Origin of the sequence: Occultella aeris (genome assembly GCF_902703175.1) — a bacterium.
GTDB classification, from domain to species: domain Bacteria; phylum Actinomycetota; class Actinomycetes; order Actinomycetales; family Beutenbergiaceae; genus Occultella; species Occultella aeris.
In genome coordinates this window covers 41,810-67,014 of the sequence record NZ_CACRYJ010000050.1, presented here as the reverse complement: position 1 = coordinate 67,014, position 25,205 = coordinate 41,810, and the positions used below count along the sequence as shown (strand labels likewise).

At 72.1% G+C, this 25,205-nt stretch carries 16 protein-coding genes and 1 pseudogene; 9 read left to right on the top strand and 8 right to left on the bottom strand.

Annotation, left to right across the window (positions count from 1 at the left end; all coding sequences use genetic code 11):
* Positions 1 to 12 precede the first annotated feature (12 nt).
* From HALOF300_RS17115 to HALOF300_RS17105, 3 genes are all read left to right on the top strand, one after another.
* Positions 13 to 1,668 carry an FAD-binding dehydrogenase gene (locus tag HALOF300_RS17115; RefSeq protein ID WP_156742130.1) on the top strand — a complete coding sequence of 552 codons (1,656 nt, stop codon included), beginning with the start codon at positions 13 to 15 and terminating at the stop codon, positions 1,666 to 1,668.
* Between the two features lie 64 nt (positions 1,669 to 1,732).
* Positions 1,733 to 2,824 (top strand): tryptophan--tRNA ligase, encoded by a 1,092-nt coding sequence (gene trpS / locus HALOF300_RS17110; RefSeq protein WP_231955544.1) that lies wholly within the window; start codon positions 1,733 to 1,735, stop codon positions 2,822 to 2,824.
* 275 nt (positions 2,825 to 3,099) lie between these two features.
* The gene (locus HALOF300_RS17105; RefSeq protein ID WP_156742128.1) at positions 3,100 to 4,077 is read left to right on the top strand and encodes a type IV toxin-antitoxin system AbiEi family antitoxin domain-containing protein; all 978 of its coding nucleotides are present in this window, start codon (positions 3,100 to 3,102) and stop codon (positions 4,075 to 4,077) included.
* A gap of 186 nt (positions 4,078 to 4,263) precedes the next feature.
* Here the strand turns inward: HALOF300_RS17105 and glgP are convergent, their stop codons facing one another.
* Positions 4,264 to 6,855 carry an alpha-glucan family phosphorylase gene (gene glgP / locus HALOF300_RS17100; protein ID WP_156742127.1) on the bottom strand — a complete coding sequence of 864 codons (2,592 nt, stop codon included), beginning with the start codon at positions 6,853 to 6,855 and terminating at the stop codon, positions 4,264 to 4,266.
* Positions 6,856 to 6,973: 118 nt separating this feature from the next.
* Between glgP and HALOF300_RS17095 the strand changes: the two genes are divergently transcribed.
* From HALOF300_RS17095 to glgB, 3 genes are read left to right on the top strand one after another with little or no spacing between them, the layout of a single operon-like run.
* Positions 6,974 to 8,989 carry an alpha-1,4-glucan--maltose-1-phosphate maltosyltransferase gene (locus HALOF300_RS17095; protein ID WP_156742126.1) on the top strand — a complete coding sequence of 672 codons (2,016 nt, stop codon included), beginning with the start codon at positions 6,974 to 6,976 and terminating at the stop codon, positions 8,987 to 8,989.
* Entirely contained in the window at positions 8,986 to 11,037 is a 2,052-nt protein-coding gene (gene treS / locus HALOF300_RS17090; protein ID WP_231955531.1) for a maltose alpha-D-glucosyltransferase, read from the top strand. The genes HALOF300_RS17095 and treS overlap by 4 nt, the downstream gene beginning before the upstream one ends.
* Positions 11,034 to 14,879 carry a 1,4-alpha-glucan branching protein GlgB gene (gene glgB / locus HALOF300_RS17085; RefSeq protein ID WP_156742125.1) on the top strand — a complete coding sequence of 1,282 codons (3,846 nt, stop codon included), beginning with the start codon at positions 11,034 to 11,036 and terminating at the stop codon, positions 14,877 to 14,879. Before treS ends, glgB begins: the two co-directional genes overlap by 4 nt.
* Here glgB and HALOF300_RS17080 read toward each other — a convergent pair.
* The 5 genes and pseudogenes from HALOF300_RS17080 to HALOF300_RS17065 form a co-directional block, all read right to left on the bottom strand.
* The gene (locus HALOF300_RS17080; protein ID WP_156742124.1) at positions 14,860 to 15,066 is read right to left on the bottom strand and encodes a hypothetical protein; all 207 of its coding nucleotides are present in this window, start codon (positions 15,064 to 15,066) and stop codon (positions 14,860 to 14,862) included. The genes glgB and HALOF300_RS17080 overlap by 20 nt on opposite strands.
* 650 nt (positions 15,067 to 15,716) lie before the next feature.
* Positions 15,717 to 15,860 (bottom strand): annotated as a pseudogene (locus tag HALOF300_RS27745) (hypothetical protein); the annotation flags it as partial.
* Positions 15,861 to 16,008: 148 nt separating this feature from the next.
* On the bottom strand, positions 16,009 to 16,944 hold the full coding sequence (locus HALOF300_RS17075) for a tetratricopeptide repeat protein (protein WP_231955529.1): 936 nt from the start codon (positions 16,942 to 16,944) through the stop codon (positions 16,009 to 16,011).
* 25 nt (positions 16,945 to 16,969) lie between these two features.
* On the bottom strand, positions 16,970 to 17,980 hold the full coding sequence (locus HALOF300_RS17070) for a hypothetical protein (RefSeq protein ID WP_156742122.1): 1,011 nt from the start codon (positions 17,978 to 17,980) through the stop codon (positions 16,970 to 16,972).
* The gene (locus tag HALOF300_RS17065) at positions 17,977 to 19,599 is read right to left on the bottom strand and encodes a hypothetical protein (protein ID WP_231955526.1); all 1,623 of its coding nucleotides are present in this window, start codon (positions 19,597 to 19,599) and stop codon (positions 17,977 to 17,979) included. Before HALOF300_RS17065 ends, HALOF300_RS17070 begins: the two co-directional genes overlap by 4 nt.
* Before the next feature lie 218 nt (positions 19,600 to 19,817).
* On the opposite strand from HALOF300_RS17065, the gene HALOF300_RS17060 reads away from it, so the two are divergent.
* Both HALOF300_RS17060 and HALOF300_RS17055 read left to right on the top strand, forming a co-directional pair.
* A complete protein-coding gene (locus HALOF300_RS17060) occupies positions 19,818 to 21,458 on the top strand; it encodes a coiled-coil domain-containing protein (protein WP_156742120.1) in 1,641 nt (546 codons plus the stop codon).
* Between the two features lie 31 nt (positions 21,459 to 21,489).
* Complete coding sequence (locus HALOF300_RS17055; RefSeq protein WP_156742119.1) at positions 21,490 to 21,954, top strand: hypothetical protein; 465 nt, start codon at positions 21,490 to 21,492, stop codon at positions 21,952 to 21,954.
* Positions 21,955 to 21,999: 45 nt separating this feature from the next.
* Here HALOF300_RS17055 and HALOF300_RS17050 read toward each other — a convergent pair whose 3' ends face one another.
* Positions 22,000 to 22,788 (bottom strand): alpha/beta fold hydrolase, encoded by a 789-nt coding sequence (locus tag HALOF300_RS17050; RefSeq protein WP_156742118.1) that lies wholly within the window; start codon positions 22,786 to 22,788, stop codon positions 22,000 to 22,002.
* 137 nt (positions 22,789 to 22,925) lie between these two features.
* Between HALOF300_RS17050 and HALOF300_RS17045 the strand changes: the two genes are divergently transcribed.
* On the top strand, positions 22,926 to 24,401 hold the full coding sequence (locus tag HALOF300_RS17045) for a glutamate--cysteine ligase family protein (protein WP_156742117.1): 1,476 nt from the start codon (positions 22,926 to 22,928) through the stop codon (positions 24,399 to 24,401).
* A gap of 4 nt (positions 24,402 to 24,405) precedes the next feature.
* Here the strand turns inward: HALOF300_RS17045 and HALOF300_RS17040 are convergent, their stop codons facing one another.
* Positions 24,406 to 24,711: a hypothetical protein gene (locus HALOF300_RS17040; RefSeq protein ID WP_156742116.1), complete on the bottom strand. Its 306-nt coding sequence runs from the start codon at positions 24,709 to 24,711 to the stop codon at positions 24,406 to 24,408.
* Positions 24,712 to 25,205: the final 494 nt, after the last annotated feature.

The window sequence follows — 25,205 nt, the reverse complement described above, 5'->3', positions numbered from 1 at the left end:
ACGCTGAGGCTCATGACCGACACGGACGTCATCGTCATCGGCGCGGGCCTGTCCGGCCTCGTCACCGCCACCCGCCTGACCGCCCGGGGCCGGCGCGTCATCGTGCTGGACTCCGAACCGGCGGCCTCCCTCGGCGGACAGGCCTTCTGGTCGTTCGGCGGCCTCCTCCTGGTGGACAGCCCGGAGCAGCGCCGCCTCGGGGTGAACGACAGCGCCGAGCTGGCGTTCTCGGACTGGCTCGGGTCCGCGAACTTCACCGACGGCGCCGAGCGTGGCCAGGGGCCGGACGCGCAGGGCTACGCGTGGGCGCAACGCTATGTGGAGTTCGCGTCCGGGCCGATGCGATCGTGGCTGCACGGCGAGGGCGTGCGCTGGTTCCCGCTGGTGCAGTGGGCCGAGCGCGGCGGCTACCCGGCCGGCGGGCACGGCAACACGGTGCCCCGGTTCCACGTCACCTGGGGCACCGGCCCGGGAGTGCTGGCGCCGTTCCTGCGGGCGGCGCGGGCGGCCCGGGACGCCGGGCTCCTTCAGATCCGGTTCCGGCACCGGGTCACCGGCCTCGTCACGACCGACGGCACGGTGACCGGGGTTCGCGCCGAGGTGCTCGAGCCGTCGACGGTCGGCCGGGGCGAGCCGAGTTCGCGCACTGTCTCCGGCGAGGTGGAGCTGACGGCGGACGCCGTCGTGGTCGCCAGCGGCGGCATCGGCGCGAACCATGATCTCGTCCGGGCCGCCTGGCCGGCTTCCGCCGGCCGGCTCCCGGACCAGATGCTCTCCGGCGTGCCCGACGCCACCGACGGGTGGATGCTCGCCAGCGCGGAGGACGCGGGCGCCGCGGTGGTGCACTCCGACCGGATGTGGCACTACCCGGAGGGCCTGCCGATGCACACGCCGGTCTGGGGCCGGCATGGCATCCGGATCCTGCCCGGCCCCAGCTCGCTCTGGTTGGACGCCGACGGCGGACGGCTGCCGGCACCGCTGTTCCCCGGTTTCGACGCGCTCGGCGCGCTACGGCACATCACCGGCCGGGGCGACTCGCACTCCTGGTTCGTGCTGAACAAGACGATCATGGAGACCGAGTTCGCGCTCTCCGGCTCGGACCAGAATCCGGACCTGACCGGCAAGGACGTGCGGCTGCTGGCCCAGCGGGTGCTGCCCGGCGCCGTCGGCCCGGTGTTGGCATTCGCCGAACGGTCCCCCGAGTTCGTCTGGGCAGCGAACCCGGCCGAGCTGGCCGCGGGCATGAACGCCCTCACCGGGTCGATGAGGATCGACGCCGGTGCCCTGACCCGCCTGATCGAGCTGCGGGATGCGCAGGTGCGCAGTGGCCTCGGGAAGGACCCGCAGCTCATGGCGATCAACCACGCGCGCACCTATGTGGTGGACAAGCGGATGCGGGTCAGCCCGCCCCGACCGCTGACCACCCCGAAGGACGGGCCGCTGCTCGCGGTCCGGCTGTCGGTCCTCACCCGCAAGACGCTCGGCGGGTTGCACACCGACACCGAGACCCGGGTGCTGCGTCCGGACGGCCAGGTGCTGCCGGGTTTGTACGCCGTCGGCGAGGCGGCCGGGTTCGGTGGTGGCGGTGTGCACGGCGAGCGCGCCCTGGAGGGCACCTTCCTCGGCGGCTGCCTGTTCTCCGGCCGGGTGGCCGGAGGCGCGATCTGATCCGAGCCCCGGGCGGCACTAGGGTATGCGGGTGACTTCCGCCGCCCTGCCCTCCGACCCGCCCATCGACGACACCGAGCTCAGCACGACCGAGACGCTGGACCGCTCGCTGCTGTCCGCGGTCGCCCGGAGCGGTGAGATCGAGCAGGCGCTGGCCACGGACGCGAGCCGGTTCCGGGTGCTCACCGGGGACCGCCCGACCGGGCGCCTGCACCTGGGTCACTACCTCGGCACGCTGGCGAACCGGGTCCGTCTCCAGGACCTCGGCGTCCAGACGATGCTGCTGGTGGCCGACTACCAGGTCATCACCGACCGGGACGACGCCGGGCCGATCGCCGAACGCACCCGCGAACTCGTCACCGACTATCTCGCCGCCGGGATCGACCCCGCGCGGACCACGATCTTCGCGCACTCCGCCGTGCCGGCGCTGAACCAGCTGATGCTGCCGTTCCTGTCCCTGGTCACCGATTCGGAGCTACGCCGCAACCCCACCGTGAAGGCCGAGAACGAGGCGACCGGTGGCCGGCCGATGAGCGGTCTGCTGCTCACCTACCCGGTGCACCAGGCCGCGGACATCCTGTTCTGCAAGGCGAACCTGGTGCCGGTCGGCAAGGACCAGCTGCCGCACCTGGAGCTGACCCGGGTGATCGCCCGACGGTTCAACGAGCGCTACGCGGGCGGGGCGACGGTGTTCCCGTCCCCGGACGCCCTGCTCAGCGAGGCCGTGAACGTGCTCGGCGTAGACGGGCAGAAGATGTCCAAGTCCCGCAGGAACACCATCGATCTGGCGATGACCGAGGACGAGACCACCAAGCAGCTCAAGCGGGCCGTCACCGACTCCGACCGGAACATCACCTACGACCCGGTCGGGCGGCCCGAGGTCGCGAACCTGCTCTCGATCGCGGCACAGCTCGGCGCCGGCACCCCCGAGGCGCTCGCCGCGCAGATCGGCGACGGCGGTGGTGGCGGCCTGAAGAAGCTCGTCACCGAGGTCGTCAACGAGCACCTGCGCCCGATCCGGGCCCGTCGCCGCGAGCTCGAGGCCGATCCCGGCTACCTCGCCTCCGTGCTCGCCGAGGGCAACGCCCGCGCGAACGAGATCGCCGATGCCACGCTCGCCGAGGTCCGCGACGCGATGGGTATGACGTACCGCTGACCGGCCCCCGAACCCCTAGTCCTGCCCGCTAGGGTGCGGTTGTCCGGCCCATCCAGGTCTTCCCCCGCACAACCGCACCTTCGCTCCCGGGACCGCCCAAGGGGGCCCCGCCGACCGTGCGGTTCTGCGGCCCATCCCGGTCTTCCCCGCACAACAACTCCCTGTCTGACTTGCCCATCCGACGAGTGCGAGGCACAACAGCACCCTCGATGGGGCTCGGGCGGGCTGTCCACAGGCCTGGAACGGCGTCTGGGTAGTTCTGGTGACCTTGGGGCATGCGGAAGGTCCACCATCCCGTCCAGGCCACGGCCCTCGCACGGAGTCAGGGCGGCCTGATCAGCGCCCGCCAGTGCGACGAGCTGGGTATCAGCAGCGACCGCCGCACGGCCCTGGTCCGGCACGGCGTCTGGCGCCGGGTGGTGCGCTCGGTCTACGACTGCCAGCTTCCCACCGAGGCCGGCAATGCCTTCGATCGTCGCCGGCGTCGCTCCGCGTGGATCGCGCTCCTCGCGGCGGGACCGGACTCGGTCGCCACCGGCATGTGTGCCCTCGTGCTCCACGGGGTCTGGGGACTTCCGCAGGTGATCGCTCCAGAGGCGATGCTTCCCGGGGTGCGCGCCAACCGGGGGCCGGTCGGAGTCCGGATCCGTCGGGGTCCACGGACCGGGCAGATCGTACGCGTCGGCAGCGCCCGCGCGGTCGACGTGCGCACCGCCCTCATCCAGGCGCTGCCGGAACTGGATCGCAACACCGCGGTCGCGGTCATGGACTCTGCTCTCAATCGAGAACTCATCGACACGGAGGGACTCGCGTGGGTCCGCCGGCGCCTGCGCGCACGCCGGGGGGCACGCAGGCTCGAGGCCTGGTGGCCGCTTGTCGACGGACGTGCCGAGTCGCCCCTCGAGTCGCACGCCCGCCTGGACTGCCTCGACCACGGCCTGCCGCCGGAGGAGCTCCAGCTCAAGGTTCGGGACGAGCATGGCCGCCTGCTCGGCCGGGGCGACCTGGCCTGGCGACGAGAGGACGGAACTTGGGTGGTCGCCGAGGTCGACGGTGAGGACATCCACTCCGCGACACCGGCGTTGTACCGCGATCGGGACCGGCAGAACGATTTCGCGATCGACTCGGACGTGACGCAGCTCCGCTTCGCTGCCCCGGACGTCTACCGACCGGGTGCGATCGCGGCCAAGGTCCGTGCCGCGTTGGCGTCGAACGTGCGATCCAGCGGCAGAACAGGCCGATCTGCCGCCTGATCGCACCGTCGGCTCGAACCCGTTCGGTCGAGAGAGTCATCGTGCGGCCCATCAAGGCGATGGGCCGCACAACCGCACCCCGTCGAAACTGCTCGAGAACGAGAGTGTCCTTGTACGGCCCAACGGAACTGTGGGCCGCACAAGGACACATTCGACGTGATGCCGGGCGAGGCCGGGCAGGAACCGTCAGACGGTGGCGACCAGCGCCAGCTCGGTCGGGCCCGCCAGGTCGCGGTGCTTGGGCACGATCCGGACGTTGTAGCCGAACGGCCCGGACTGGGCGAGGGTGAACGCACGGCTGAAGTGGTAGCGCCCACCCTCGTAGGTGTCGGTCAGCTCCAACTTGGACGTCCCGAACTCGTCGATCTCGTCGTTGTCGGAGACCCGGCCGTAGTTCATCTGGACCTCGACGTCGTCCGGGCCGAGCTGGCCGAGCGAGACGAACGCCTTGATGGTGACGTGGTCGCCCACCTTGACGGCCTCGTGCAGCCCCTCGGACTCGACGTGGTCGACCCGCACGCTCGGCCAGGCGGCGTGCACCTTGGCCTTCCAGTCCGCGAGCTCGATCGCACCGGTGTACCCGGGGCCGTCGACGTTCCGGTAGGACTGTGCCGTCGGGGTATACAGCTCGGTGATGTAGTCGCGCACCATCCGGGTCGCCTGGACCTTCGGCCCGAGGGTGGCCAGCGTGTGCCGGACGTTCTCCAGCCAGTGCACGGGCAGCCCGTCGGTACGGTCGTAGAACCGCGGCGCGACGGTGTTCTCGAGCAGGTCGTACAGCGCGGACGCCTCGAGGTCGTCCCGGTGCTCCGGGTCGTCGACGCCGTCGGCGGTGGGGATCGCCCAACCGTTCTGGCCGTCGTACATCTCATCCCACCAGCCGTCGAGCACGGACAGGTTGAGGGCGCCGTTCAGGGCCGCCTTCATGCCGGAGGTCCCGCAGGCCTCGAGCGGGCGCAGCGGGTTGTTCAGCCAGACGTCGCAGCCCGGGTAGAGGGTCTGCGCCATCTCGATGTCGTAGTTCGGCAGGAATACGATCCGGTGCCGCACGTCCTCTGAGTCGGCGAACTGCACGAGCTTCTGGATCAGTCGCACGCCCTGCTCATCGGCCGGGTGGGACTTGCCCGCGACCAGGATCTGCACCGGCCGGTCGGGGTCGGTGAGCAGCGCCCGCAGCCGGTCCTCGTCGCGCAGCATCAACGTGAGCCGCTTGTACGTGGGCACCCGGCGGGCGAACCCGATGGTCAGCACGTCGGGGTCGAGCACGCCGTCCACCCAGCCGAGCTCGGCAGCGGAGGCGCCGCGCTGGGTCCAGGACTTGCGCACCCGGCTGCGGGCGTTGTGGACCAGCCGCTCGCGCAGCTGGCGGCGCAACTCCCACAGGGTCGCGTTGTCGATGCCGCCGTCCTGCTTGTACCAACCACTGCCAGATTCGATCTCGTCGGCGGTGAAGTACTCGGCCTGGGCGCCGGCGAACAGCGGGTCGATCCACGTCGGGCTGTGCACGCCGTTCGTGACCGACGTGATCGGCACCTCGCCGACGTCGAAGCCCGGCCACAACTGGTGGAACATCGACCGTGACACCTGGCCGTGCAGCTTGGCCACGCCGTTGGCCCGCTTGGCCAACCGCAGACCCATCACCGCCATGTTGAACACGGTCGGGTCGCCGCCGTCGTAGTCCTCACGACCGAGCGCGAGGACGTCGCCGACGTCGATCCCGGGGATCGAGTTGCCGCCGCCGAAGTACTCGGCGATCAGGTCTGCACCGAAGCGGTCGATGCCCGCGGGCACCGGGGTGTGGGTGGTGAACACGGTGCCGGCCCGCACCGCCTCGAGCGCGGCCGGGAACGTGAGCCCTTCCGCCTCGATCAGCTCATGGACGCGTTCGACGCCGAGGAAGCCGGCGTGGCCCTCGTTGCAGTGGTACACCTCGGGCGTCGGGGCGCCGGTCAGCCGCGAGTGCAGCCGCAGTGCCTTGACCCCGCCCATGCCGAGCAGCAGCTCCTGCTGCAGCCGGTGCTCGCTGGTGCCGCCGTACAGACGGTCGGTGACCTTGCGGGCCGCGTCGTCGTTGTCGGGCACGTTCGAGTCGAGCAGGAGCAGCGGGACCCGGCCGACGTCGGCACGCCACACCTGGGCGTGCAGGGAGCGCCCGCCGGGCAGCGGCAGACTGATCCGCGACGGCGTCCCGTCGTCCTCGCGCAGCAGCGTCAGCGGGAGGTTGTCCGGGTCGAGCACGGGGTAGGTCTCGTGCTGCCAGCCGTCCCGGGTCAGGGACTGGCGGAAGTAGCCGGCGCCGTACAGCAGGCCGACGCCGACGATCGGCGCGGCGAGGTCGGAGGCGCTCTTGAGGTGGTCGCCGGCCAGGATGCCGAGGCCGCCGGAGTACTGCGGCAACGCGGCGGCGATCCCGAACTCGGCGGAGAAGTAGGCGACTGCGGCGGGCAGGGCCGGCTCGCCGGCCTGCTCCCGACGGCGTCCCTCGGCCTGGTACCAGCGGTCCTCGCTCCGGTAGGTGTCCAGGTCTGCGGCGAGCGCGCGGACCCGCTCGACGAACCCGGCGTCGGCGGCGAGCTCGGCCAGCCGCTCCGGAGACAGGGACCCGAGGAGGCGGATCGGGTCGCCGTGGAAGGCCTCCCACCGGTCCGGGTCGATCGAGGAGAACAGGTCGCGGGTGGGTGCGTGCCAGGCCCAGCGCAGGTTCAGGGCGAGGTCGTCGAGTGCGCCGAGCGCCTCGGGCAGGACGGTGCGAACGGTGAATCGTCGAATGGCTCTCACACGGCGAGCATAGGGGACTCGCAACGAATTGCGAACCTTGCAACGTTCTTGCAAGCCCACCCCACCCGAGTGGCCGACTCCACGTGTGAAGGAGCCCCGCTCTCGGTAGGTTCGACCCGTGAGCACTCCACTTCCCGCGCCCACCGCACCCATCGGCCGAATCCCCGTGATCGAGGTCGGCCCCATCGTCGAAGGTGGTCGCTGGCCCACCAAGGCGGTCGCCGGTGAGGTGATCCCGGTCCGCGCCACCGTCTTCCGCGAGGGACACGACGCCGTCGCCGCTACTGCGGTCCTGGTGGGGCCAGACGGCACCGACCACAGCCACGCGCGGATGGTGGACGTCTCCCCCGGCAACGACCGGTACGAGGCCTGGGTCCAGCCGGACGCCGTCGGGAACTGGACGTTCCGGGTTGAGGGCTGGTCCGACCCGTACGGCACCTGGTCCCACGACGCCGTCCTGAAGGTGCATGCCGACGTCGACACCGAACTGATGCTGGCCGAGGGCGCCCTGGTCCTCGAGCGCGCCGCCACCGACCCCGCGATGACGGCGGCACACCGGCAGGTCCTCGGCGACGCGGTCCTGGGGCTGCGGGACGACTCCCGCCCGCCCGTGGCCCGGCTCGCCGCGGGCATCTCGCCGGAGGTTCGCGGTGTGCTCGCCGAGGTGCCGCTGCGGGACTCGGTGTCCTCGAGCGCGGCCTATCCCCTCACCGTGCACCGCCCGCGAGCGTTGTACGGCTCCTGGTACGAGTTCTTCCCCCGCTCCGAGGGTGCCCACCAGGACCCGACCACCGGCGAGTGGATCTCCGGCACGCTGCGCACCGCGGCGGATCGGCTGCCGGGCATCGCCGAGATGGGCTTCGACGTCGTCTACCTGACCCCGATCCACCCGATCGGCACCACGAACCGCAAGGGCCGCAACAACACCCTTGGCACCGAGCCCGGTGACCCCGGCTCCCCCTACGGCATCGGTGCGGCCGACGGCGGTCATGACGCGATCCACGCCGACCTCGGTACCTTCGACGACTTCGACGCGTTCGTGGCCCGCGCCCGCGCGCTGGGCCTTGAGGTGGCCCTGGACGTCGCGCTCCAGGCGTCGCCGGACCACCCCTGGGTCACCGAGCACCCGGAGTGGTTCACCACCCGAGCGGACGGCACGATCGCCTATGCGGAGAACCCGCCGAAGAAGTACCAGGACATCTACCCGCTGAACTTCGACAACGACCCCGACGGCATATACACCGCCATCCGGGACGTGCTCGGGGTCTGGATCGACCACGGCGTCACCCTGTTCCGGGTGGACAACCCACACACGAAGCCGCTGCCGTTCTGGGAGCGCATCCTGGCCGACGTCGCGGCCGAGCATCCGGACGTCATCTTCCTGTCCGAGGCGTTCACCCGCCCGGCCATGATGCGCACGCTGGCCACGGTCGGGTTCCACCAGTCCTACACGTACTTCACCTGGCGCCATACGAAGGACGAGCTCGCCGAGTACTTCACCGAGGTGGCCGGCGACTCCGCGGCCGTGATGCGGCCCAGCTTCTGGCCGACCACCCACGACATCCTCACCCCGTACATGCAGCAGGGCGGTGCGGCCGCATTCGCCATCCGCGCCGTGCTCGCCGCCACCGGCTCACCGACGTGGGGCATCTACTCCGGCTACGAACTCGCCGAACACGTCGCCCGTCCGGGCGCCGAGGAGCAGATCGACAACGAGAAGTACGAGTACAAACCACGGGACTGGGAGCGTGCCCGCGAGCAGTACGGGCTGACCGCGCTGCTGACCGCGCTGAACCGGATCCGCCGCAACCACCCGGCGCTGCAGCAGCTGCGCAACCTGACCATCCACCCGACCTCCGACGACGCGACCCTCTGCTACTCCAAGCGGGTCCGCGCCGAGCACTCCCCGACCGGACGCGAGGACGTCGTCATCGTCGTGGTGAACCTCGACCCGTTCACCACCCGGGACTCCCTGCTGCACCTGGACCTGGCTGCGCTCGGGCTCGACGGCCACGACGCGTTCGCCGCCCACGACGAACTCTCCGGCGAGACCTACTCCTGGGGCGCGAACCCGTTCGTGCGCCTGGACCCGTGGGGACGCCCGGCGCACCTCATCCACGTGAGGCCGGCATGAGTGCGGCCACCCGCGGCCCGGTGTTCCACGAGCGCCACCAGCCGGGCCTGTCCGACGATCCGCAGTGGTACCGCACCGCGGTGTTCTACGAGGTGCTGCTGCGGGCCTTCTCGGACTCCAACGGCAATGGCACCGGCGACCTGCGTGGCCTGATCAACCGGCTCGACTACCTGCAGTGGCTCGGCATCGACTGCCTCTGGCTGCCACCGTTCTACCCGTCGCCGCTGCGCGACGGCGGCTACGACGTGGCCGACTACACCGCGATCGCGGGCGAGTACGGCACCATCGAGGACTTCGTCGAGCTGATCGACGCGGCGCACGCCCGCGGCATCCGGGTGATCATCGACCTGGTCATGAACCACACGAGCGACCAGCACCCGTGGTTCCAGTCCTCCCGGTCCAACCCGACCGGCCCGTACGGCGACTTCTACGTCTGGCGCGACGACAACACCGCCTACCAGGACGCCCGGATCATCTTCGTCGACACGGAGGTCTCCAACTGGGAGTTCGACCCGGTCCGGCGCCAGTACTTCTGGCACCGGTTCTTCTCCCACCAGCCGGACCTCAACTTCGAGAACCCGCGGGTGCGCGAGGCGATGTTCGAGGTGGTCCGGTTCTGGCTGCGGACCGGCGTGGACGGGTTCCGGCTGGACGCCGTGCCGTACCTCTTCGAGGAGGAGGGCACGAACTGCGAGAACCTGCCCCGCACGCACGAGTTCCTGCACGACCTGCGGGCCATGGTGGACGCCGAGTTCCCGGGCCGGCTGATGCTCGCCGAGGCGAACCAGTGGCCCCAGGACGTGGTGGCCTACTACGGCTCCGCGGCCGAGCCCGAGTGCCACATGTGCTTCCACTTCCCGGTGATGCCGCGGATCTACTACGCCCTGCGGGAGCAGAGTGCCCGCAGCATCTCCGAGATCCTCGCGGACACCCCGGCGATCCCGGTCGGCGCACAGTGGGGCACGTTCCTGCGCAACCACGACGAGCTCACCCTCGAGATGGTCTCCACCGAGGAACGCGCGGCCATGTACGGCTGGTACGCCCAGGACCCCCGGATGCGTGCGAACGTGGGGATCCGGCGGCGGCTGTCCCCGCTACTGGACAACTCCCGCGCCGAGATCGAGCTCGCCCACGCGCTCCTCCTCTCGCTGCCGGGCAGCCCGTGCCTGTACTACGGCGACGAGATCGGCATGGGCGACAACATCTGGCTCCACGACCGGGACGCGGTGCGCACACCGATGCAGTGGGACCCGGACCGCAACGCCGGTTTCTCCGCGGCCACCGACCCGGGCCGCCTCTACCTGCCGGTGATCCACTCGCTCACGAACCACTACGCGCAGGCGAACGTCGAGGCCCAGCTGGCGATCCCCACCTCGCTGCTGCACTGGGTGCGCGGGATGCTCGAGATCCGTCGCGCCCACCCCGTGTTCGGCAATGGCGACTACCTCCCGCTCGCATGCGACAACGACTCGGTGCTCGCGTTCCTGCGCCGCAATCGCGACGAGACCGTGCTGTGCGTGATGAACCTCGCCGCGACCCCGCGCTCGGCCACGGTCACCCTGCCCGGCCTGGCCGGCGCGCGGCTCACCGACGTGTTCGGTGGCGCCGAGTTCCCGCCGGTGCGGGCAGTCGACGGCGTCGTTGCCCCGGTCGAGGCCCAGTTCCTCGCGCAGGCGGCTGGGACGGGCGAGGCACGCCCGACGGCGGTCGCCGCCTCCGCCGGTCAGGCGGTGGGCGGCTCAGCCGGCACTGCGGTGGGCGGCTCCGCCGGCCCGACGGCGATGGGCGGGCCGGACCTGGCCCTCGCCGATGGCGTGGGTCGGGTCCAGGCCGCCGACGGCGGGCGCGGCACCGGCGGGTCCGGCACCGCCGAGTCGGGGCCGGCCGGCGACGGGTCCGCCGCCCACCGGCACGGCACGGACGGAACCGGGGACGGAGCGGCGGGCCGCGCGCTGATCCCCACCGGGGTGCCGCCGTCCGGCCGCGATGGCGTAGCGACGCTGACCCTGGGATCGCGCGACTTCTTCTGGCTCAGGGTGACCCCATGAGCGAGGCGCCGTCGCTGCTGATCGAACTGCTGGAGCCTTGGATCCGCGTGCAGCGCTGGTTCCCCGCCAAGGACGAATCGGGTGCCGCGATCCGGGTGCTCAGTTCCACGGACCTGGCCGACCCCGCCGGGCAGGCATCCTGCACGGTGCTGATCATCGCCGTCGACCGCGGCGCCGGCACCACGCTCGTGCAGGTGCCGCTGGTGACCACACCCATCGTGCCCGCCCGGCCGGGTGCCGAGCCGGAGTCGGAGCCGACCGGGCTGATCGCGACCCTGGCCGGTGACCGGGCACTCATCGACGGCCCGCACCACCCGGCCTTCGTCCGCGCCTGGCTGGCGGCCGCCGAGACCGACCTCGCCGAGATTGCGCAACCGTCGGCGGATGGCGGCCCGGGGGTCGACGCACCGGATCCGGTGGCGGAGGCCGTCGTCGCCGATGTCTCCGCCGCCGCGACCGGCGCCCGGGTCCTCACCGGCGAGCAGTCGAACACCTCGGTGCTGCTGCCCGCGGCGGGGGCGATCCTCAAGGTGTTCCGGGTGCTTGCCGCCGGCCCGAACCCGGATATCGATGTGACCCGCGCCCTGCACAACTCCGGCTGGTCGCAGGTGCCGGCACCGCTGGGCTGGTCGGCCGGCCGCTGGCCGGACCCGGCCGGATCCGGTACGCCGCAGCAGGGCTACCTGGGCGTGCTCACCGCGTTCGTCCCGGACGCCCGCGACGGTTTCGACCTCCTCTGCGAGCGCGCCGGCACCGGTGCGGACGTCACGGACCTGGTCCACGATCTCGGCGTGACGGTCGCGGACATGCATGAGCACCTGCGCACCTCCCTGCCGGTCCATGACCCGCGCAGCCCCGCCGCGCGGGCCGGCGACCTCGCCGCGGCCATGCGCCAGCGGGCCACCTGGGCCCTGGACACGGTGCCCGAGCTGGCCCCGTTCACCGACGCGATCGACGAATTGATCACGGGTGTCGCCGCGATGGAGAGCGTGCCGAGCGTGCAGCGGATCCACGGCGACCTCCACCTCGGCCAGACGCTGCGTTCCGGGGCCGGCGGAGGCGACGCGGCGGCTGGCAGTGCCGCGGTCGACGCGAGGCCCGACCGTGCGCACGAGGCCGGATCCACCGCGCCGGCCTGGTACGTGATCGACTTCGAGGGCGAACCGCTGCGGCCGTTGGCGCAGCGGACCCGGCCGGACCAGCCGCTGCGCGACCTGGCCGGCATGCTGCGGTCGCTCGACTACGCGGCCGCCGTCGGCGGGGCACCCGGCGAGGACTGGACGAGCGCCGCGCGCGCCGCCCTCCTCGCCGGCTACATCGAGGGTGGCAACAATTCCGCCGCCCAGCGCGAGGCCGTCGACGACGAGCGCGACCTCCGCACCGGGGGCACGCTGGTCCGTGCCCTCGAACTTGACAAGGCACTGTACGAGGCCGTCTACGAGTACCAGAACCGCCCGGACTGGCTGTCGATCCCGCTCCGCGGGATCCGCCGGATCACAGAGGAGCACGCCATGACCTTCCCGCCTGATGACGACGCCGTCGGGGCACCGCTGAGCATTCCGGTCGAGGCAGCGCTCGACGCGCCACCGGCCGCGGTGCCAGGCACGGCTGCGGGAGCGCCGGACGAGGCGACCACCGCGCCCAGCGACGCCGACGACGACGGCGAGCCCACGCCGTCGATCACCGACCGCGACCTGCTCGGGATCGTCGCCCACGGCGAACACTTCGCCCCGCACGACATCCTCGGTCCCCACCTGGACGCCGAGCGCGGCATCGTCACGATCCGGACGGTCCGCCACCTGGCCACCGCGGTCACGATCGTCACGCCCGACGGCCGGCACGAGGCTCGGCACGAGGACTTCGGCGTCTGGGTGCTCGCCCTGCGCGCCGACGAGGTGCCGGACTATCGCGTCGAGGTCATCTACGAGGCCGGCCCGGTCCGGACCGACGATCCGTACCGGTTCCTGCCCACGCTCGGTGAGGTCGACCAGCACCTCATCCGGGAGGGGCGCCACGAGCAGCTCTGGGACGTGCTCGGGGCGCACGTGCGCACGTTCGGGTCCGTGCTCGGCGAGGTACGGGGGGTCTCGTTCTCGGTGTGGGCCCCCAATGCGCGGGCGGTGCGGGTCGTGGGCGACTTCAACGGCTGGGACGGCCGGTCGTCGTCGATGCGGTCGCTCGGCTCGAGCGGGGTCTGGGAGCTCTTCCTGCCGGACGTGAGCGACGGGGCCAGGTACAAGTTCGAGCTCTGCCACGCCGACGGCTCCTGGCACACCAAGGCCGACCCGATGGCCCGCGCCGCCGAGGTGCCACCCGCGACCGCCTCTGTGGTGACGGTCTCCGACTACACGTGGGCGGACGAGGACTGGATGGCGGCCCGTGCGGCGCAGGATCCGCACAACGGCCCGATGAGCGTGTACGAGGTGCACCTCGGCTCCTGGCGGCCGGGCCTCAGTTACGTCGAGCTCGCCGATCAGCTCGTCGGGTACGTGACCTGGATGGGCTTCACGCACGTCGAGCTGATGCCGGTCGCCGAGCACCCGTTCGGCGGGTCCTGGGGCTACCAGGTCACGTCCTACTACGCCCCGACGTCCCGGTTCGGTAGCCCGGACGAGTTCCGGCACCTGGTCGACGCGCTGCACCAGGCCGGAATCGGGGTGATCCTGGACTGGGTCCCGGCGCACTTCCCGAAGGACGAGTGGGCCCTGGCCGCCTTCGACGGGACCGCCCTGTACGAGCACCCGGACCCGATGCGCGGCGAGCAGAAGGACTGGGGCACCCTGGTCTTCAACTTCGGGCGCAACGAGGTCCGCAACTTCCTGGTCGCGAACGCCCTGTACTGGCTGACCGAGTTCCACATCGACGGGCTGCGGGTGGACGCCGTGGCGTCGATGCTCTACCTCGACTACTCCCGTGAGCCCGGCCAGTGGCGACCGAACGAGCGCGGCGGCCGGGAGAACCTTGAGGCCATCCAGTTCCTCCAGGAGACGAACGCGACGGCCTACCGGGTGGCCCCCGGGATCGTCATGATCGCCGAGGAGTCCACCGCATGGCCGGGGGTGACGGCGCCGACCGACCACGGCGGCCTGGGCTTCGGCCTGAAGTGGAACATGGGCTGGATGAACGACACGTTGCGGTACCTGGCGGAGCAGCCGATCAACCGCCGCTACCACCACGGCGAGCTGACCTTCTCGCTCGTGTACGCGTTCTCCGAGCGGTTCGTGCTGCCGATCAGTCACGACGAGGTGGTGCACGGGAAGGGTTCGCTCTGGCAGAAGATGCCCGGCGACCTCTGGCAGAAGCTGGCCGGGGTCCGGACGCTGTTCGCCTATCAGTGGTCCCACCCCGGCAAGAACCTGATGTTCATGGGCGGCGAGTTCGCGCAGAACCGGGAGTGGAACGAGGGCGCCGGACTCGAGTGGGGGCTGGGCGACACCCCTCCGCACGCAGGGGTCCGGCTCGCGCTGCGGGCGCTGAACCAGGTCTACCGGGACAACCCTGCCCTGTGGCACGAGGACCACACGTACCACGGCTTCGAGTGGCTGGAGGCCAACGACGGCGACCACAACGTGCTGGCCTACCTGCGCAAGGACGGCGAGGACCACGTCGCGGTGCTGGTCAACTTCGCCGGCTCCGGGCACCAGTCCTACCGGCTCGGCCTCCCGCACGGCGGGGACTGGACGGAGATCCTGAACACCGACGACCCGTCGTTCGGTGGCTCCGGGGTCCTCAACCCCGGCACCCTGACCGCCGAGGACGTGCCGTGGCACGGCCGGAGCCACTCGGTGCTCATCGAGGTCCCGCCGCTGGGTGCCATCTTCCTCAAGCCCGCCACCTCCTGATCCGGGGCACGAGCGCGAGGGCGCGGCGGACCTGGTTCGGGATGATCCCTCCCCGCAGGACATCTCGGCCCGCGAACCGCAGCAGGATGGCGTCGGATCGGGTGGCGATCGCGTTCTGTCGGTCCCGGTCGGCGAACAGCGCGGCCGGGTTCGAGTGGACGTCGCGACCGTCAACCTCGACCAGCACCCAGCGGCCGTCCTGCAGGCGCCAGCCCGGGTCGACCCGGCCACGAACAGCCCGCGTGCGTCCCGAACCTCAACCTGCAGATCGTCCGGAGGCAGTCCGTGATCGACGCAGTCGAGTCGCGCGAACGACTCCATCGGTGATTCGGCCCGCCCGTCCACGAGCGCGAGCCATCCGTGGACGCCCGCCGCACCCCGTCGACCACGCAAGTGTTCGGCGATCCAGTCAAGATCCTCCGTGCGGAGCATTCCCAGATGCAGACCCGAGTCGGGTATCGCTACGGCCGTGTCCCGCGGCAAGTCCGGCAGTGACTGCACGAGCGCACAACGCACGGACGCGACCCGCGGCCTCCTCGCCTCCGGACACTCGCGGCCCACGGTGATCCTGGGCCCCATCCGCACAACCTCCATGGACCGCTCGTAGCGGCGGACCGTCACTCCGCTGGCACCCGGGGCTCCCCGGCCACCCGGGAGCGTCACCTCCGGCGGGATCCGCCTTGGCAGCCCATGGATGCCATGGAGCGCGAGGGCACTCAGCCCCACCACGACCGCGTCGGAGGGGGAGGCCAGGCACGCTAGCCGGCCGGACCTCACGCGGGCGAGATCGAGCGGGTGGAGGGTTGGGTCCACTTGCCCGGTGTCGTAGACGCCGCGCGTGGCCCGGGTCCAGTGACCGGCCCGGACCAGACTCGCGAGCCTGTGGTCGCAGATGCCGAGTTCACGACACTGGTGCCGACTGACGAGCCCGGCCTGCGCGCGGGCGAGCGAGCGAACCCGCGGCTCCGGTCGAACGGTCATCCCCTATGGGATCTCGTTCTGCCGAGACCACCCCGGACCCCTGTGGATGGCGGGCCGAGCGCGAGGTTGTTGGGCCCTCCGGCGACGGCGGAGCCAACAACGTCGCGGTCGCCCACCGCGATCCGGCGCCGGAGCCCCGTGCCGGTGGCTAGAAGAGCGCGACGGCGAGGTCGCGGCGCGCCTTGATGAGTTCCTGGGAGTCCTCGGGGGCGAGCAGGAACAGGTCGAGCAGCCGCAGCCGCGCCTCCTCGCGCTCCGGTCCGGCGGTCACCCGGATCACGCCGATGACCCGTGCGTACCCGGCGGCGAGCTGGCCGGCGCCGATCTCGACGTCGGCGGCCACCAGCTGCACCGGCAGGTCGCCGGGGGCGGCGTCCCGCGCCGCGGTGAGGGCACTGATCGCGTCGACCCCGTTCAGCCGGCGGAGCAGGTTCACCTGGGCGAGCCCGGCCTTCGCCTCGGCGTCCGCCGGGTTCTCCTTGAGCGCCTGCTCGAAGGCTGCGGCGGCGCCGTCGAGGTCGTCCGCATCGATGGCGTCGTAGGCAGCCTGGATCAGCGGGGGCAGCTCCGGCTCCGGGGCCTCCTCCGGCTCCTCACCGGAGACGTCGAGCTGACCGGAGACGCCGTTCTCGGCGGCGACGCGGAGCAGCTCGTCGAGGACCTGGCGGATCTGCTCGGCGGGGTAGGCGCCCTGGAACAGCGGCAGCGGCTGGCCCTTCATGACGGCCAGCACGGACGGCACGGCCTGCACCTGGAACGCCTGCGCGATCCGAGGGCTGGTGGTCACGTCCACCCGGGCGAGCAGGAACCGGCCGGCGTAGGACCCGGCCAGCTCGGTCAGCGCCGGCATCAGTTCGTCGCTGTTGGCCTCGCCCGGCTGGTACAGCGCCACCACGACGGGCACCTGGGCGGACTGCTGGACCACGTCGTTGAACGTGGCCTCGGTGACGTCGACCACGGCACCGCCTCCGGCGGTCCCGCCCGGGGTGGTGCCTCCGGCGGGCCGCTGCCCGGGCGGTGGTCCGGACAGTGCCGAGAGGTCGACGGCGCCACGCAGGTTCAACGAGGGGGGAGGTTGGCTCATGGACGAAATCCTAACGCCGGCGGGCTCAGGACTCGGCGACGTAGGTGAGCACGTGCTCCCCGCCGAGGACGGTGATCTGGGCGCCCTCCGCGGCGGGCGGCACGTAGAAGGCGACCATCTGCTCGTACGTCGCGGTCAGGGAGCCCTCCACCTCGCTGTTGCCGTTCAGCGCGGCGAGCCGGCCACCGACCTCGAGGGTCGCGCCCTCGATGGTCTTGGTGAACACCTGCAGCATGACCGTCGCGCCGACGACGATCGCGCCGCCGTCCTCGGTGGCCAGCGTGAGCACCGGGTCGTCGGACGCCCTGACCGTGTTCGCCACGGTGCCGGCCTCCTCCACGGCCGTCGTCAACCCGGCGAGCTCGGCGGCCACCAACGACCGCAGGCTGTCGTCGGCGAACGTGCCCGCGTACTGGCTGCCGGAGTTGGTGAGGACGTCCGCGTAGGCCGGTACCACCTGCCCGGGTGGCAGGACCAGGCCGTCCGCGTCGGCGGCCACCTGGGGACTGCCGATCGAGCCCAACGACGTTGCCGGCATCGTGACGCCGGGGAACAGTCGGACCCAGTCCGTGAGGACGTACGAGTCCCGCGGCGTGGCCTGTTCGAGCGTCAGCAGGATCGGCACGTTCGCCCCGTCGGGAATCTCGGTGACGACCATGACCGTGTGCGGCCAGGCCTCGGTGTTGGAGACGATCTCCACGTCGGCCAGCCCGGTCAGGGGTTGCACCGTGTACGGGGTCTCCTCGCCGGCCGTCGCCGTTGCGAGGGCGTACTCGGCGGTCCGGATCCGCAGCGCGGCGCCCGCGACGCGACCCTCCAGGAGGCTCGCGTCCCCGGCCTCGTCGGCCGCCGCGATGGTCTCCTCCAGCGAGGTCAGCACCCGCTCGAGCCGGGACTCGTCCAGGACCGGGACCGGGTCGGTGGGCGCCGGGTCGGCGTCCACCTCCGGGACCGGGATGGCGCAGGAGGCCAGCACGGCGCCAAGTGCGGTCGCTGCGGCGAGTGCCTGCAGGCGACGGCGGAGCGTCTGCCTCATGAGTCATCCTCCGTTCGCTGGTCGGTAGGTCGGTCTTCGCCCGGTTCGACGGGTTCGATGACCCCAGTGGTCTCGGCGTCGGCGGCCATGGGTGCACCCAGGCCCCAGGTCTGGCGCCAGGAGGCCCCGGACGCCTGCGGGTTGGCATCCGGCGGGGGTTGCACGTCGGCAGGTGCCGGCGGCGGCTCGACCGCCGCTGCGGAGGACGTCCCGGCCGCTCCCGTCGTAGGTGCTCCCCATCGGTCCGGGCGCCACCCGCGGCGGCGTGTGGTGCCGTCACCGGCCGACGGCGTGGCGTCGCCGTCCGCGGTCGTCCCGCCCTCGGTCGCGGCTTCGGTCGGGTCGGCGCCGTTGCGGCGCCACCACGGGCGGCGCGTGGCCGACTGCTCGGCTCGATCGGCGTCACCGGCTCCGTCCGTCCCGGACACCGCGGGCAGGCCCGCGCCGGGCGCATCGGAGGCGTAGGTCTCGATGGGCGCCGCCTCGGCCCCGGAACGGCCACTGCTGACCCAGTCGGCGAGATCGCTGGCCGCGGCCTCCCGACCGTCCACTGATGCACCGGTCGCGCCCGGGGTCGGCTCGCCGCCCTGCTCGTCCGTCGTGCCGGTCTCGTCGGTGGTGTCGGAGTCGGTGGAGTCCGTCGACGCGGCGGCGCCCGTGAGCGCCGCTCCCGCACTGATGGCGGTCGCGTCGTCGGGCGAGGCAGCCGAGTCGCGGCCACGTCCGGAGCGGGACCCCTGCTCGGCCTGGGCCTGCGCCTCGCGGAGCTGGCGCCGGGTGAGCGGCGCTCCATCGGCGCCCACGGTCGGCACGGTGACCGTCGCCGCGGCCTCCGGGCCCGCTGCGACGGCACGTACCTTCGCCCGCTTCGTCTCCCGGTCCACCAGCAGTGTCATGATGCCGAGCACGAGGCCGATGAGGACCAGCACCCCACCCGCGATGACACCGGGGACCACGAACGGGGTCTCCACCTCACGGGTCCAGGTCAGGCCGAGCTGCGGGGCCGGCGTGGTTCCGTCCGTGGCGATGAGCATCACCCAGCGGCCGTCGACGGCGGTCCAGTCGTAGGTCAGCTCGCCGGTGCCGGTGAGCTCCTCGATCCAGAGGTCGGAACCGGCCGGATTCGGCACGGTGGCCATCTCGGCCGGGGCGTCCTGTGTGGCGGATTCGGTCGGATCGGTCGCGGGGTCGTCGGTCGCTGCCTCGTCGGTGGCCGCGTCGTCCGTCGCCTCGGTGCCGTCCGTTGCGGCGCCGTCGGTGGCCTCGGTGCTCGGGTCGGCGACCGCGGGCCCCTGTTCGACGGTGAGCGTCTCCCAGTCGGTCAGGCCGGTGACCTCCAGGTGCGGGGAGTCCGCGACCCAGGCGCGGACGTCGGACTCGCGTCCCATCGCAAGCACCAGTGGCGTCTCGGCCGTTGCACCCGTGACCGTGACGGTCACGTTCGGGTTCACCACGTCCAGAACTCCGGGCGCCGTGATCACCACCGGCACTTCGGGGTCGTCGGGGAGCGTGGCCGTGACGACCTCATCGGGTCGCCACACGGTGCCTGAGGCGATCGCTGCGCCGGCCATGCCCAATCCGAGCACGATGAGCAGGACCGCTAAGATCCGTCGAAGCACGAGCTGAGAGCCCTCCGTTGTCCACAGCCGGCCCTACACCGACGACCTACCAGGGTACGTGACCTTTCTGTGATCTTGCGCATCGGAATGCTACTGGGGGCTTCCTAGGACCCCCGATGGTGGGGTTAGGCTGACAGGTGGCGGGGGCCATCGGCGGGCCGGAACGGTGCGCGCCAGGTTCCGCCCACCACCCTGAGACATTCTTCCGAGGAGACCCCGTGGCTGACGATCCTTCGACCTTCCCTGTCGTGATGCGCGGCTACGACCGCGCGCAGGTCGACCAGCACGTGCACGCCCTGGACCGCAAGCTCTCCGAGGCCCGCTCCCAGGTGGAGTCCCTGGACGCTGCAATGATGCAGATCTCCGGCCAACTCTCGGAGGCCCAGGTCCAGCTCCGGGAGGCCGAGAAGCCCAGCTACTCGGGGCTGGGTTCGCGGATCGAACTTCTGCTCCGTTCGGCCGAGGAGCAGTCCACGGACGTCCTCGCCCAGGCGAACCAGCAGTCCCGGGACATCGTCTCCCGTGCCGAGGCCCAGGCGGAGCAGCTCACCAGCCAGGCGGAGAACGACGCCGCCGAACGCCTCGCGAACGCGCGTCGTGATGCTGAACACACCACCGCCTCGGCCGCGAGCGCGACCGAGGGCGTCATGGTCGCGGCGCAGCGCCGGGCCGAGGAACTCGTCGGGTCGGCCGAGCGCGAGGCCGCCCGGATCGCGAGCTTCTCCGCCACCGAGCAGAGCGAGCGCAAGGCCAGCCTGGAGCGTGAGCTCGGCACCCTGCGCGCGACGACGGAGCAGGAGATCACCCAGGCCCGCGTCGAGTCCGAGCGAATGGCACGCGAGCTGCGGGTCACGAGCGAGGCCGAGGCCGAGGAGCTGCGGACCCGGGCCAAGGCAGAGGCGGAGGCTGCCCGCGAGGACGCCCGCCGCGAGTCCCAGGCCGCCCTTGCCGCCGCCCAGCAGGAGGCCGCCGAGATCCTCCGGGCCGCCACGAGTGAGGCGGAGACGATCAGACTGTCGGTCGCCGAGCTCCGCGAGGACGCCGACCTTGAGATCGCGGCCCGTCGCGCCGCCGCCGAGGAGTCCGACGCCGCGCTGCACGCCCAGGCGAAGGCGGACACCGACCAGATGATCGCCGATGCGCAGGCCCACGCCCAGGACGCGGAGGCGCGCGTCGCGGCCGCCCTCGAAAAGGCCGAGGAACTGCGGGCCAGCGCCGAGGAGCTCTCCACCCAGATGGTCGCGGACGCCCGGACCAGCGCCGAGCGGATCATGCACGAGGCGCGCCAGAACGCGGACCTCCTGCGCACCGACACCGTCGTCCAGGCGGAGCGGGACCGCCGGGTCGCGCAGCGTCAGGTCGACGACCTGAACCGTCAGCGTGAGTCCATCACCGGCTACCTCGACGAACTGCGCTCCCTCCTCGGCGCCGGGGACGTGGCCCAGGCCGCAGCCCTCGCCGAGACAGAGCCCGCCATCGCGCCCGCCGACGACCAGGTCGGTGCCGAGTCCAGGACCGACGACGAACTTCTCGACGAGGCCCCGGCCGCCGAGGCCCGGGCCGAGGACGAGGACCTGCTCACCCTCGCCGCCGCCGAGCAGGACGCGGTCGAGGTGGACACCGTGCGCGAGGACGACCAGGCTGCCCAGGACGAGGACGCCGACGAGGTTGCGGTCGACGAGGCCGCTTCGGTCGACGAGGTCGACGCCGGCGAGCTCGACCCCGCCGACGAGGCGACGGACGCCGAGACCCCGGCGGACGCCACCACGGTGGCCGAGACGGCGGGCGGTGCCCCCGCGGCGGCCGAGGAGACGGACGACACCGAGGTGCTCTCGCCGACGGGTCGGGCCGGCCGCTGACCGGCGGTCCCCACCTCTGCCGGCAGCATTCGTGACCGACTCCGACTGGGCCGCCCGGCGTACCGAGGCCGCGCGCGAACACGAGCGCCGACTGCAGGCGCGCAAGGCGGCCGAGAACGAGCGTGCGGGTGCGATGCTCCGAGAGTTCGCGGCCGCGGCGACCGCGGCCGCCGTGCCCGTCGAGGACTTCGTCGTGCGCGGCTACGGCGGGCGGGGCTCCGCGCGGAGCGCGGTCCGTGGCTGGTACCTGCGGTTGGACCGAACCGCTGGAGTGGGCACCGACGGCGCCTTCTACGTGCTCACCGCGCCGCTGAGCGTGCTCGACCGGGTCCGCGGCGTGCGGCTGTCCCCATCCCCCGCCCCGCTCGTGCTCGGCGCGGGCGGGCGCGACGGCGACTCCATCGACCTGAGCGCGGCGCTGGACCGGCTCCTGCCCGGCTGGTCGGAGCTGGGTTCGGGCGACGGGGACGCAGCCGGCGAGAGCCACGGCGACTAGCTCCGACGCACGGTGGTCCCGCTCGCTCCGGCCGGCGGTACGCCGTCAGCCGATGACGGCGTGCCGCAGGTCGGCGAGCGCGTGCGCCACCGGCTGCGGGGTCTCCACCGCCGAGAGGTGCCCGGACTCCGGCACCTCCACCACGTCGACGCCCAGTGCCCGCGCCATCCGCTCGTGATCGGCCGCTGACGCCATCGCATCCTCGGCGCCGCGCAGCACCAGTCCCGGGACGCCACGCTCGCGCAGGTCCTCGAGCGTGTGGTGCCGGTCCGGGCGCGCCGCCATCGACTCCTGGGCCCAGGAGATGGCCGACGGCGGCGCCTGGGCCAGCCAGCCCCGCACCTCCTCGACCACCTCGGGGCGCTGCGCGTGGGTCGTCTCCCCGAGCACGGTCGCCAGCATCGGCGCGACGGCGGCCGCGCCGTCCGCGCCGCGTGCCGCGCGCGCCACGCCGAGGCGCTTCGCCCGGCCGGCCTCGTCGTCGGCGCTCGCCTTGGTGTCCAGGAGCGCGAGACCGGCCAGCAGGTCCGGGTGCCGCTCCGCGAGGGCGAGCGCCACATAACCGCCCATGGACAGCCCGGCCACCACGGCGCGTGTCACGCCGACGTCGGCCAAGCCGGAGGCGACGGCGTCCGCAAAAACCTCCAGGCCGCCGTCGGGCAGTGCCGAGGACGCCCCGAAACCCGGTGCGTCCACCGCGACCACCGGAACCAGCGGCAGCGACGTGATCACGTAGGACCACATCCGCGAGTCGAGCGGGAAGCCGTGCAGCAGGACCAGCGGGACGCCGGCGCCGGCATCGGGTCCGTAGTGGTGCAGGGCAAGTGCGGTCATGGTTGTCCTCCCGGACCCGACCCTACCCACCGACCTGTGGCGGCGCCGGGCGGATGCTGGTTTGCTTCAAGGGACGTGGGGCGCTTGCGCGTCGCGAGGCAGCGGTCGCGGGCACTGGGCGAGCAGAGGAGGCAGCAGTGGGTGATGAGATCTCCTCCCCCACGTTCACCCGCGAGCAGCGTCAGCGCTACCGGGAGAAGGTCCGCCGCTGCCTGGACGTGTTCGAGCGCATGCTCGCGACCGAGATGTTCGACGAGGACCGGCCGCTGACCGGCCTGGAGATCGAGCTCAACCTCGTCGATGCCGACCGGCGGCCCGCGATGGCGAACGCTCAGGTCCTCGCCGCGATCGCGGACCCGGCCTTCCAGACGGAACTGGCGCGCTACAACATCGAACTGAACGTGCCCCCGCAGGCACTGCCCGGCGACGCCGTGCTGGACCTGGAGACGCGGCTGCGCTCCTCCCTCGATCACGCGGACGAGCGGGCCGCCCGGTCCGGCTCGGCGATCGTGATGGTCGGGATCCTGCCCACCCTGACGCCCGAGCACCTGACCGGGGACTGGATGAGTGCGAACCCGCGTTACCAGGCCCTCGAGGAGGCGGTGTTCGCGGCCCGGCGGGAGGACATCGAACTGGACATCGCCGGCGCGGAGCACCTGCGCATGCTCACCGCCACGATCGCCCCGGAGTCCGCCTGCACGTCCGTGCAGCTGCACCTGCAGGTCAATCCCGGCGACTTCGCGGCGAACTGGAACGCGGCCCAGCTGCTCGCCGGACCGCAGTTGGCGGTCGGCGCCAACTCCCCGTTCCTGTTCGGCAAGCAACTCCAGGCCGAGACCCGGATCGAGCTGTTCCGGCAGGCCACGGACACCCGGTCCCCCGAGCTGCGCAACCAGGGCGTGCGTCCGCCGGTGTTCTTCGGGGACCGCTGGATCACGTCCATCTTCGACCTGTTCGAGGAGAACGTGCGGTTCTTCCCCGCGCTGCTGCCGGAGTCCACCGACGAGGATCCCGAGGCCGAGCTCGCGGCCGGGCGAGCACCGCGGCTGCAGGAACTGCGCCTGCACAACGGCACGGTGTACCGGTGGAACCGCCCCGTCTACGACGTGGTCGACGGCGTCCCGCACCTGCGCGTGGAGAACCGGGTGCTGCCGGCCGGGCCGACCGTGGTCGACGTACTGGCGAACGCCGCGTTCTACTACGGCGCGGTGCAGATGCTGGCCACCGAGGACCGCCCGACCTGGACGAAGCTGTCCTTCGACGGCGCCCGGTCCAACTTCGAGACCGCCGCCCGGGACGGCGTCGACTCGGTGCTGTACTGGCCGGGCTACGGCGAGGTGCCCTGGGACGAACTGGTGCTGCGGCACCTGCTGCCGCTGGCCGCGGAGGGCCTGCGCCGGCGGCACGTGTCCACCTCCGTGATCGAGCGCTACCTTGGCATCATCGAGGCCCGCGCGAAGCTGCGCCGCAACGGCGCGTCGTGGCAGGTCGAGGCCGTCGCCGCGCTCGAACGAACCGGCCTGAGCCGGGCCGAGGCGCTGTCCGAGATGCTCCGGCTGTACATGGACGGCATGCACGCCAACCAGCCCGTGCACACCTGGGACCTGCCCTGACGTCTCAGCCCGGTCGGCGGCGGTCCCGAGCCTGCCAGCAGGCAGTGTGCCAGTGCCGGCGCTCGGACAGGGCGGCTTCGGCCCCGAACAGGTGGTCGTCGCCCCAGGCCACCACGTGGGCAACGCCGGGTGCGATCTCCTGCGCACAACCGGGACATCGGTAGGTCTTGTCCGATCCCTGCACGGGACGTACCGCCCACCGCGAACCGTCCGCACGGGTCTCGGTGCGGGCCCGTCCGCGCAGCACCGACTCGACGTCGAGCTCGGGGTGCGGCTCGTCGTAGGGGCGGCGGCGGGACTTGCGGGCCATGTCCACCATTGTCTCCCAGGTCCTGCCGCCGGGGGCGCGGCGGCGGTGCAGCGCGGTCGGCCGTTCCTCGTCGGCGGGGGCATGCTCGTCGGATGGATCTCCCGGCGCGTCGACAACGGCTGGCCGCCCGCAACAACGCGCGATGGTGCGCCGCCGTCTGTCGCTCACACGGGATCCCGACCAGGTTCGGCGAGCGGGCCAGGCGCTCTGGCGCCGAGCCCGCCGTACTACCCGGACGCCGTCAGCCTGTCCCCGGCGGCCCCACCCGCCGACGTCCTGTCCGTTGCCGACAGCTCCCGGGACTGCCGACGATCCAGGTGGTCTCGGTCCTCGACGGCGATCGGACGGTCGGCGGCGCGGCAGTGAACCTCGGAGAGGGGTCGTCGGAATCTCGAACGTCTTCGCCGCCGGGAACGAGCCGGACGGGCAGATCCGCGAGGCGTGGGCCGCGGTGGTGGCCCGCGCCACTGCCGCCACCCGGGAACGGAACTGGT